The organism is Pseudomonas sp. HMWF006, from assembly GCF_003061205.1.
In the GTDB taxonomy this organism is placed as follows: Bacteria; Pseudomonadota; Gammaproteobacteria; order Pseudomonadales; family Pseudomonadaceae; genus Aquipseudomonas; species Aquipseudomonas monsensis.
Map to the genome: position 1 here is coordinate 430 of NZ_QAIU01000637.1, position 10,925 is coordinate 11,354.

The 10,925-nt window shown below is 61.4% G+C and carries 7 protein-coding genes; 4 read left to right on the forward strand and 3 right to left on the reverse strand.

Annotation, left to right across the window (positions count from 1 at the left end; genetic code table 11):
• The 3 genes from DBR24_RS29520 to DBR24_RS29530 form a co-directional block, all read right to left on the reverse strand.
• The coding region (locus DBR24_RS29520; RefSeq protein WP_128616465.1) for an efflux RND transporter periplasmic adaptor subunit at positions 1-971 on the reverse strand (971 nt) is incomplete at its 3' end.
• 15 nt (positions 972-986) lie between these two features.
• Positions 987-2,456 (reverse strand): efflux transporter outer membrane subunit, encoded by a 1,470-nt coding sequence (locus tag DBR24_RS29525; protein WP_128616462.1) that lies wholly within the window; start codon positions 2,454-2,456, stop codon positions 987-989.
• Complete coding sequence (locus DBR24_RS29530) at positions 2,446-2,928, reverse strand: MarR family winged helix-turn-helix transcriptional regulator (RefSeq protein ID WP_095189882.1); 483 nt, start codon at positions 2,926-2,928, stop codon at positions 2,446-2,448. The genes DBR24_RS29525 and DBR24_RS29530 overlap by 11 nt, the downstream gene beginning before the upstream one ends.
• 306 nt (positions 2,929-3,234) lie before the next feature.
• On the opposite strand from DBR24_RS29530, the gene DBR24_RS29535 reads away from it, so the two are divergent.
• The 4 genes from DBR24_RS29535 to DBR24_RS29550 form a co-directional block, all read left to right on the forward strand.
• Entirely contained in the window at positions 3,235-4,203 is a 969-nt protein-coding gene (locus DBR24_RS29535) for a fimbrial protein (RefSeq protein WP_128616463.1), read from the forward strand.
• A 55-nt stretch (positions 4,204-4,258) separates the two neighbouring features.
• Positions 4,259-7,072, forward strand: a complete 2,814-nt coding sequence (locus tag DBR24_RS29540; protein WP_128616464.1) for an ATP-binding protein — start codon at positions 4,259-4,261, stop codon at positions 7,070-7,072.
• The gene (locus DBR24_RS29545) at positions 7,059-8,246 is read left to right on the forward strand and encodes an EAL domain-containing protein (RefSeq protein ID WP_123462410.1); all 1,188 of its coding nucleotides are present in this window, start codon (positions 7,059-7,061) and stop codon (positions 8,244-8,246) included. Before DBR24_RS29540 ends, DBR24_RS29545 begins: the two co-directional genes overlap by 14 nt.
• 86 nt (positions 8,247-8,332) lie before the next feature.
• Positions 8,333-10,925: ATP-binding protein (locus DBR24_RS29550; protein WP_256591971.1), on the forward strand; the 2,593-nt coding region annotated here is incomplete at its 3' end.

Genomic DNA, 10,925 nt, shown 5'->3' on the forward strand with positions numbered 1-10,925 from the left:
CGCACCGGCACACGCTGCACGATCTTGATCCAGTTACCCGTGGCGTTCTGCGCCGGCAGCAAGGCAAACGCGCTGCCGGTACCGGCGCCGAGGCTGTCGACGGTGCCGCTGAATTTCACGTCGCTGCCATAGATATCGGATTCGATATCCACCGGCTGACCGATGCGCATGTCACGCAGCTGGGTCTCCTTGAAGTTGGCGTCGATCCACAGTTGATCCAGTGGAATCACCGCCATCAGCGCGGTGCCCGGCTGGACCCGTTGACCGAGTTGCACGGTGCGCTTGGCGACGTAACCGGTGACTGGCGCGATCAAGGTGCTGCGGGCGTTGGTCAGGTAGGCCTGACGCAGATCGGCAGCGGCCGCCATCACATCCGGGTGCGACGACACCACGGTGTCATCGACCAGCGCGCTGGTGGTTTTCAATTGCTGTTTGGCGTTGGCCAGGGCGTTTTGCGCCGAGGTCAGGTCGTCGCGGGCGTGGGACAGTTCTTCCTGGGAAATCGCGCCGCCTGCGGCGAGGTTTTTCCGGCGGTTGTAGTTGTCCTGGGCCTTCTGCACTTCAGCCTGTTGCGCGTTGACCTGGGCTTTCATGCCGTCAACGTTGCTGTACAGGCCGCGCACCTGACGCACGGTGCGCGCCAGTTTTGCCTGGGCACTTTGCAGGCCGACTTCGGCGTCGTTGGGGTCGAAGTTGATCAGCACCTGGCCTTCGTGAACCAGATCACCGTCATCCGCGCCAATGCTGACCACGGTGCCGGTGACCAACGGGGTGATCTCCACCACGTTGCCGTTGACGTAGGCGTCGTCGGTGCTTTCGTTAAAGCGCCCGATGAATTCGTGATACGCCCAGACGCCGGCGCCGGCGAGCAGGACGACGACAGCCAGCACCAGCAGCATCACTTTGCGTTTGCGCGGATTGCCGGTGTCGGGAGTGGAGCCTTGAGCTTGAGTGTTTTCGGCAGTGGCCATGACAAATACCTTGAATTAGTTGTGCGGCGTGGCTGGGGTGGCGTTGGCTGCGGTCAGGGTTTCACCCTGGAAGCCGCCGCCCAGCGCTTGCATCAATTGAATCGACAGGTCGATCTGCTCGGCATTGAGGTTGGCCAGTTGACGCTGGGCCTGCAGCAATTGCTGCTCGATGCTGAGCACGTCCAGGTAGTTGCCGATGCCGGAACCGTAACGCTGGACGACGGTGTTGTAAGAATCCTGAGCAATGTCGGTGGCGTGTTGCTGCGCGCCGATCTGCCGGCCGATATCACGCAGCTGGTTGATCGTGTCACTGACATCGCCCAGGGCTTTCACCAGGCTTTTGTTGTACTGCGCCACCGCCAGGTCGTAATCGGCGTCGCGCGCATCGAGGTTGGCGCGCAGGCGTCCGCCGTCGAAGATCGGCACCGAAATGGTCGGGGCAATGTTGAAGAAACGACTGGCCGAGCCGAACATCGCGTCACCCAACAGGGATTCGGCCCCGGCCGAGGCCGTGAGGTTCAGGTTGGGATAGAAGCGGGTTTTCGCCGAGTCGATGTCCTTGCTCGCCGCTTCGACGCGCCAGCGCGCAGCGACCAGATCCGGGCGACGACCGAGCAGCTCCGCCGGCAGCACCGACGGTACGGCCACGGCGCTGGCTTGCAGGACTTTCGGTCGGGCGATTTCGTTGCCGCGATCCGGGCCTTTGCCAAGCAGCACGGCCAAAGCGATTTTCGCGCTGTTCAGGCGTTTTTCCGCGTCGATCAGACTGGCTTCGGAACTGGCTTCCAGACTCTGGGTTTGCTGGAACTGATACTGGCTGTCGATCCCGGAGCTGAGGCGACGCTGGCTTAGGTCGAGCATTTGTTTGGTGCGTTTGAGGTCTTCGTTCGCCAGGTCGTAAACGATGTGCGCCTGACCGAGATCGCTGTAAGCGCGAGCGACGTCGGCGGCGAGGGTCAGTTGTGCAGCCTGACGATCGACTTCAGCGGCGCGGACCTGACCGAGTGCGGCTTCCCAGGCGTCACGCTGGCCGCCCCAGAGGTCGAAGTTGTAATTGAAGCCGGCGCTGACATTGCGCACCGTCGAATAAGCCCCACCCTGCCCCAGCGGATCCTGATCGCGAGCCAGGCGCGAACGGCTGATGCCGGCGCTGGCGTCGAGGGTCGGATAGCGTTCGGCATCGGCGGCATACGCGGCGGCGCTGGCCTGATGGGCGCGGGCTTCGGCGATCTGCATGTCCGGGCTGTCGTGCAGGGCTTCGCGGATCAGGCCGTCGAGTTGCGAATCGCCAAGGCTGGTCCACCAGTCGCTTTTCGGCCACGCGGCCGGCGACAGGGTCACGCCGCTGAGGGACTGGCTGGCATTGAGGCTTTTCGCATCAAGGCGTTTGCCCTGAGTGTCGAGGCCACTGTAGTTGGCGCAGCCGGCGAGGATCATCGCCGACAGCACCAGGGTCAGGCTGCTGCGCAAGGTTTTACCGCTCATTGTGTTCACCTAACCGCTGGATAGTGATCGGGTCACCGGCTGCCAGCAGGATTTTCTTGAGGATGTATTCCAGGGTCTTCAACTCGTCCGGAGTGACGGCGCCAGCCAGTTCATTCATCGCATCGGCGCCGATGTGCGGCAGACGATCGGCCAGTTGCTGGCCTTGTTCGGTCAACTTGAGCTGCACCTGACGGCGATCGCCTTCGCTGCGGTGGCGAGCGAGAAAGCCTTTCTGCTCCAGACGATCGAGCATGCGTGTCATCGAACCGCTGTCCAGCGACAGATGCCGACACAGCTCGGCCGGGGTGTCGACGCCGAACTGGGCCATGATGATCAACACCTTGAACTGCGCGGCAGTGATGCCATGCGGCTCCATGTGGGTGTCGATGATCCGGTCCTTGAGCAGCGCGGCACGACCCAGCAACAGGCCGAGATGACAGTGTTTGAATTCGTCCGGGGTGAAATGCTTCATTTGCTCACCTAATAACTGCCTAGGCAGTGAATGTATGTCGAGATGTTACTGCCTAGGCAGCGAATGTCAACGCAATAGTTAGGTTGCTTTGTAATTAGTTGACCAATGGCCTGGGTTTTTGTCGCGCATAGAAGAACGCCATCACTCCTACGGGGGGAACGCATTCCACATGTAGGCGTGAGCCTGCTCGCGATGGCCGTGACACGGTGCAAAGGAAGAGATGCTTTCTAAGAATCGCCTGATGTCTACAACCAGATGGTGTGTTTAACGTACGCAGTTCATTGACCGATTACGTAAACCCTCTCCATGAAGCGTTTCAAACTCCAGCGCCCGCTCCCGCTCTGTATCTCAACCACCTTGTTTGCCTTTGCCTCCAACGTGATGGCCGGCAGCTGTGTTGCGGTCAATTCGAAGACTGAAACCCTCAACTTTGGCGCCAGTCTCGCCAGTTCCACTCTGACCATTCCTGCCGACACACCCAATGGCACCGTTGTCTATCAGGACACCGTGCGGTCAACCGGCCATATCTGGAGCTGCTCGAAGACTTCCATGTTTGGCATTCAGATGAATCCGAAACTGGGCACCGCCACCGGTACGGAAAGTATTTTTCCGCTGGGCAAGAGCGGACTGTCCTACCGCGTTTGGTTCGAAGCCCTGAGCCGCTACGAAACAGCCTTGCAAGCCATCGCCGCCAACACCAGCTATGGGTTCGGCGCGAACTCCGTGCGTCTGGAAATTATCAAGACGGGCGAGCTGACGTCGAAAGTCAACATCGACGCGGGGTATCTGGGCAGCCTGCAGGACGATGATCTCATCTTGAAGAAACTTAACCTGATGAACCCCATCGTGCTGAACACCGCCTCCTGCCAGACCCCCTCTGTACCGGTGGCGATGGGCGACGATTACCAGCTCGACGACTTTCGCGAAGCCAGCGCCACGTCACGCAAGGTGCGCTTCGACATTGCCTTGAACCAATGCCAGACCGGGATCAAGAAAGTCACTTATTCACTCAAAGCCAACACCCCGATCCTTGATGCAACCAAAGGTGTCGTTGCGCTCAACTCCAGTTCCACCGCCAAAGGCATCGGCTTGCAAGTGATGAATGAACTCGGCCAGCCCATCGCTTTCGACACCACCTACCCGTTCAACGGCTTCACCACCACCGGGCTCAATTTCAAAATCCCCTTTTCGGCCGCGTATTACCGTCTGAGCACAGAGAATGTCGAGGCCGGCAGTGCCAATACCGAAGTGACCTTCATCGTCAATTACCTGTGACGCTTTTAAGGATCGTCTGATTCTCCCGGCGTCCGCTCGCCCCTACTGTGCCGGGATGCGATTGAAGAACTACCTCCACCAGATCAGCCCGGTCTTGTCCACGCCCCACGCTGCGCGACGCCTGTTGCGCATTTTTGCGCTGGTACTGCTGCTGGGCATTCTCGGCGGCGTATACAGCTTTCTGCTGTTTACCTTCAACAATGAAATCTCTCAGCGGCGCAGCTATATGAGCAGCGCGATTGCTGAAGCGCATACCTTTTTCACCACCCGTGAAGCACTGCTCGAAAGCCTGAGCCTGTCGGCCACGCGCATGGCCAACATGGATTTGCCGGTCTCCGAAGAAGAGATCCGCCTGTTGCTCGGGCAAGCGCCGGGGCAGCAATGGAGCATCTGGCTGACCCGACGCATGCGCGATTACCTCAAGGCCCGGCAGCTCAACCTGGTCTACGTCAGCAGCGGCCCCCGGACCCAAGTGTTGCGCCTGTACAACGCGACTGCGGTGATCGGCCGTTTCCCCGAGACCATGCTCGAACAACTGCAGACCCTCAAGCACCACGACAGCGGCAACATCAAAGAACTCTGGCTGACCCATGCCGCCGACGGCCACTCGCAGCTATACATCTTCATTCGTCTAGACGAGCGCGACATCAACTCCGGCTGGCTCGGCCTGGAAATGGACGACCGCGAAGTCTCCAGCGCCCTGAGCGACCACAGTGCCGGCGAGTTCACCATGTTCAACTCGCAAGGCATGCCGCTGTTCAGCAACAGCCACAAGCCGCCGCCCGGGCAGAACCTGCCGCTGCTGCGGCAACAGGACTTCTTCGGGTTTGTCGGAGACGGGTGGCTGCCCGAGCAACTGGTGCTGCGCAAGCAACTGAAATCCTCCGACTGGCAACTCACCTACTCCATCGACTTACTCGCGGTGCTGTGGGCGCTGTGGCCGCAAATGCTCGGCGCGCTGCTGTTCTGCTTGCTGAGTATCAGCCTGGTATGCCTGCTGACCCGGCGCCTGGAGCACCGCGTCATCAACCCGGCGATTCACCGGATCCAGGCGCTGGTGGAAAGCGAGCTGTTCAGCCGCGACGTGATCCAGACCGCCCCGGTGGCGCTGTGCGTGCTGCGGCGCAGCGATGGCCAGGTAGTGCTGGAAAACACCCTCGCCCGACAATGGCTGGGCGCCTGTGGCGAGCAACTGGGCGCCGGCTGGATTCGCGATGCCTTCGATGCTGCCGAGCCGTTCTTGACGGATTACTTCGAGACCGCCGACGGCCGCCACCTTTACCTGAGCTGCGCACCGACTCGCTACAAAGGTGAAGACGTGTTGCTGTGTGCGTTCAGCGACATCAGTGCGCGCCGACAAATCGAAGCCGCGCTGGAACAGGCGCGCCAATCGGCCGATGCGGCCAACGAGGCCAAGACCTTGTTCCTCGCCACCATGAGCCACGAAATCCGCACCCCGCTCTACGGCGTGCTCGGCACTCTGGAATTGCTCGCGCGTACGCAACTCGATAGCCAACAGAAAAGTTACCTGCAAGCCATCGAAGGTTCGTCCGCCACGTTGCTGCAATTGATCTGCGACGTGCTCGATGTATCGAAGATCGAGGCCGGGCAACTGGCGCTGGAACTGAGTGAGTTTTGCCCGGCGACACTGGTGCAGGAAGTGGTCCAGGGTTACGCGGCGGCGGCGCAGAGCAAAGGCCTGCAACTGTATGCCTGCCTCCACCCAAAACTGCCGGACCGGCTGATCGGCGATGCCAGCCGCGTACGGCAGATCCTCAACAACCTGCTGAGCAACGCGGTCAAGTTCACCGACTCCGGACGCGTGGTGCTACGAGTCAGACTGCTCAGTCGCGAAGGCGAACGGGTGTGCCTGCAATGGCAAGTCTCGGACACTGGCAAAGGCATCGCCCATGAGGATCAGGCGTTCATTTTCGAACCGTTCTACCAGACCGAAGGCAACACCAACGTGGTGGCCGGCACGGGCCTGGGCCTGCCGATTTGCCAGCGTCTGACGCACTTGATGAATGGCACTCTGCGCATGGTCAGCGAGCCGGGACTGGGCAGCAGTTTTTCCCTGAGCGTGCCGCTGGAACAGCCCTCCTCCAGCGCATCCCCTGTCGCTTTGCCGACATTGGCCGCAAACAGCGTCTACGTGGTGTCGCCCATCCGCGAACTGGCCGACAGCCTCAGCGGCTGGTTGCGTCGCTGGGGAGCCCGCGCGCAAATCGGTGCACCTGACACCACGCAACCCGACGCGACGGCTGTACTACTGGAGCTGCATCCCGCGCCCTTCGGACAACCGTCAAACCCGACATGGCACGGGCCACGCGTGCTGGCCAGCAGCGACGGCGCCCACGAACCGCAGTTCAGCCGTGACGGCTGGAAGGTCAATCTGAACGATCTCGCGGCGATCCAGCGCGCGGTTCGCCAAGCTCAGGGCGGTCCGATCGCCCCGCATCCGCAGCACCAGGAACGCCATACGTTACGGCCATTGCACCTGCACATCCTGGTGGCAGAAGACAACGTCATCAACCAGTTGATCCTGCGCGATCAACTCGAAGAACTCGGCTGCTCGGTGGCGCTGGCCAACGATGGCGAAGAAGCCTTGTCGGTCTGGCGCAACGGCGCGTTCGACATCGTCCTCACCGACGTCAACATGCCCCGGCTCAACGGCTACGAACTGGCCGAGGCGCTGCGCCGTCAGGGCTGCACCACCCCGATCATCGGCGCCACCGCCAACGCGATGCGCGGTGAAGACGCCCTGTGCCTGGCTGCCGGGATGAATCACTGCTTGGTCAAACCTTTTACGCTGCGAGCCTTGTTCGCTGTCCTGGCTCCCTACGAACGAGTAGCTCATGAAGCCCTGTAGCCTTTTAATTGTCGAAGACCATCCCTTCCAGCACCTGTATTTGCAGAGCCTGCTCAATGAGCTGGGCGTGTTCGACGTGGTCGGCGCCAGGGACGGCGAAGCGGCACTGGCCTGCCTGAAACAACGCGATTTCGACCTGGTACTCACCGACCTGCTGATGCCGGGCATGGACGGTGTGCAGTTCATTCAGGGCCTCGCCGCGCATCGTTCGCGCCCCGCGCTGGCGATCATGAGCGCCGCTTCCCGGCGTATGTTGATGGGCGCGAGCCTGGTGGCGAGCAACCTGCAAGTGAAAGTCATCGGGCTGATTTCCAAACCAGTGAGTTCGGCCGCCCTGCGCTGCCTGATCGATCAATTGCAGGCGCTGCGCCAGGCGCCACCGGCCGGGACCCGCGAAGGCATCGACCGCCAGAGTCTGTTGCAAGCGCTGGACAATGGCGAACTGCACGCCTGGTTCCAGCCCAAGAAAGCCCTGAGCAATGGCCGGATCGTCGCCGCCGAGGCTCTGGTGCGCTGGATGCATCCCGAGCATGGCACGCTGTTACCCGGGGCATTCCTGCCGGCGCTGGTCGCCTGCGGCCTCGAGGAACGCCTGCTGTGGTGTGTGTTGGAGCAGGCGATTGCCGCGCAGATCGTCTGGCGCCAGCAAGGCTATGACATTCCGGTCTCGATCAACCTGCCCACTCACTTGCTCAACAGCCATGACCTGCCCGACCGCATCCACGCGTTCGTGCTGGCTCATCAAGGCTTGCCGGCACGCATCTGTTTCGAACTGATGGAGTGCTCGGTGCCGGACGACATCAGCAATTTCTACGCCGGTGCCTGCCGCTTGCGGATCAAAGGGTTCGAGCTGTCCCAGGATGATTTCGGCAAGGGCTACAGCTCGTACATGAACCTGGTCTCGGCGCCCTTCACTGAATTGAAGATCGACCGCACGCTGGTGCAAGGCTGCAACGCCAATGAGGAATTGGCCCAGGCACTGACCAGCATTGTCAGCCTCGGTCGCCAGCTGGGGCTGACGGTGGTGGCTGAAGGTGTCGAGACCGCGCAAGAACTTGCTCTGTTGCGTAAAATCGACTGCACTCAGGTTCAGGGTTTCCTGATCTCCCACGCCGTGTCTGCGGATCAGTTCCAGCAATTGCTGACCCATGACGGGCCGGCAAACGCGTATTGACCCGCGGGCGGGTGTTGACGAATGTCACTTGCTCTCGAGGTCACTGTGTCCAAAGGCTCTCCCACCACTGCTGCCCAGGCTCGCTAATGCCACATCCCAATGCCTTGCTGGAAAAACTCGCCAGCAGTTCATCGCGCCTGAACAAGAGTTTGCTGGTGCTCGCCGCCCTGGTGCTGTTGTTGCTGGGCATCAGCTACGTGGGGGTAACGCGGATGATCGAAGAGCGGCGCGAAACCTTGCAGTTTCACTTTGCCCGGCTGATGGAGAATGTCCGCGAACAGGAAGTGTTCCTGCAGGATATCGCCCGGGAAAGCGCCAAGGGTGAGCGGCTGCCCTCTGCCCTATTGCCGCCCTACACACAAAGGCCTCTGCCCGATGAAGGGCCGGGCATTTTTGAGGGCCGCGGCCTGCCGTTTTCGCTGCCCTACAGCCTGAAGATCAATCCGGACAGGATCGCCCCCAGCCAATACCCGAAAATCTTTGCCCTCGGTACCCATCTGGCCGCTTACTACAGCGCGTTCTGGTCAGCCTCGCACTATCAGTCGCCAGAGGTCGTGCTGATCAATGGTCCCGACAATTTTGATGTGGCCGTACCCTCTGCCGGGCGCTTGCGCGGTAACGAGCAGACGCAGGTCGGCCATCTGGTCGAGGTGATGACCCAGGTGAACAAGCGCCTGCGCGGGCAGCGCTCGCCGCCGCCCGATCTTCAGGTGCACTGGGAACCCTATGTCTCTGCCGAGGATGACAAGAACACGCCAACCCTGCTGGCCTACGTGAGTATCAATCTGGCCAGCACCGCGTTAACCGTCGAGGGCGCCGATACCTGGGTGGTATTGGGCTCTCTTATGAACCTGTCGCAGGTCAATAACATCGAGCGGCTGATGCAGTGGTCGATCTACGACGACTTCACCTTGATCACTCCACGTGGCGTAGTCTTGACCGGTGCCCTGAAACCCGACGAGGTGCTGAATGAAGGGGTGAACTTCAAGCCTGACGGCCTGGTGTTCAAACTGAGCAGCCCCGGCGAGCAACACTGGACGGCAATCTACTTCATCAGTGTGCGCAGTTTTCTCGATTACGCGCTGTGGCCGTTGCTGTGCCTGTTAGCGCTGGTGATCGCCGTGCTCGGTTGCAGTCGGGCGGTCAATCGCTGGTACCAGACCCGGGTCATTCTGCCGGCGCAAAGTGCGCACGCGAGCATCGCCGAGAGCGAGGCGTTCAGCCGCGCGGTGATCGACACGGCACCAACCGGCCTGTGCGTGATCCGTCGCAGCGATCACCATGTGCTTCTGCAAAATCAGCGTGCCCAGCAGTGGCGTGACGACGGCCAGTTGATGAGCCTGCTCACCTCGCGCACCGCCCCCGGCCACGCCGACCTTGAACTCGACGGGCGCCACCTGCACGTTGCTTTCGTGCCCACCCGTTATCAGGGGCAGGACGCCTGGTTGTGTGCGCTGCATGACGTGACCCGGCATGTCGAAGACGCGGCGGCGCTGGAAGATGCACGCCAGGCCGCCGACTCGGCGAACCAGGCCAAGAGCCGCTTCCTCGCGACCATGAGCCATGAGATTCGCACCCCGCTGTATGGCGTGCTGGGCACCCTGGAACTGCTCGGCCTGACCCCGCTCACCCCGCGTCAGCAGGATTACCTGCAGACCATCCAGCGCTCGTCCGTCACGTTGTTCCAGCTGATCAGCGATGTGCTGGACGTGTCGAAAATCGAAGCCGGACAGATGAACCTCGAACTGCAGGATTTCTGCCCGCTGGAACTGACCGAAGACACCGTGCGCACCTACAGCGCCTTCGCCCTCTCCAAGGGTCTGCAATTGTATGCCTGCATCGACGCGACGCTGCCGGACCGGCTACGCGGCGACCCGATACGGATTCGCCAGATCCTCAACAACCTGCTGAGCAACGCGATCAAGTTCACCGATAACGGTCGTGTGGTGCTGCGGGTACGAGTGCTGGAAAGTGTCGACGGTCGTGCCAATGTGCAGTGGCAGGTCAGCGATTCGGGGGTGGGGATTTCGCAGGCGCAACAACAGCAATTGTTCGACCCGTTCTATCAGGTCAACGACGCCACCGAACAGGCCGGTGCCGGCCTCGGCCTGGCCATCTGCAAGTGGCTTTGCGAGTTGATGGCAGGCCAGTTGAACGTGGTCAGCGAACCGGGACTGGGCAGCAGTTTTACCCTGCAACTGGCACTGGAACACGCGCCCGGCGTATTGGGCGATTGCCCTGCGTTCAATCCCGGCATCCCCGCCGTTTATGTGCGCGCCCAGGTCACTGAGCTGGCACAGCACCTGATCGCCTGGCTCAACCGTTTCGGCCTCGACTGCCGTGCGCTGCCGGCGGATGCGCCCGTGTCATCGGCGCTGCTGGTAGAGCTCTCGCCACTGGCCAATACCACGCCGTGGCCTGGGTCACGGATCATCGCCACTGCAGGCGGCCCCAACCCGTCTCAGTTGCGCGGTGCCGACCGGGAAGTCGATGCCGGCGATGTCCGGGCGATTGCCTGGGCGATTCATCAAACCCTGCATGGCGCCGGCAGCGCCAGTCAGCCGTTGCCGACGGAGAAGACCCGGCGCTTGAATCTGCACGTACTGGTGGCGGAAGACAACGTGATCAACTCGGCAATCATCAAAGAGCAACTGGAGGTGCTGGGCTGCACTGTAGTCG

Bases quoted from the DNA above. Each gene is read 5' to 3' on its own strand.
- DBR24_RS29540 (WP_128616464.1), top strand. From the start codon at position 4,259: ATGCGATTGAAGAACTACCTCCACCAGATCAGCCCGGTCTTGTCCACG.
- DBR24_RS29545 (WP_123462410.1), top strand. From the start codon at position 7,059: ATGAAGCCCTGTAGCCTTTTAATTGTCGAAGACCATCCCTTCCAGCAC.
- DBR24_RS29525 (WP_128616462.1), bottom strand. From the start codon at position 2,456: ATGAGCGGTAAAACCTTGCGCAGCAGCCTGACCCTGGTGCTGTCGGCG.
- DBR24_RS29535 (WP_128616463.1), top strand. From the start codon at position 3,235: ATGAAGCGTTTCAAACTCCAGCGCCCGCTCCCGCTCTGTATCTCAACC.
- DBR24_RS29530 (WP_095189882.1), bottom strand. From the start codon at position 2,928: ATGAAGCATTTCACCCCGGACGAATTCAAACACTGTCATCTCGGCCTG.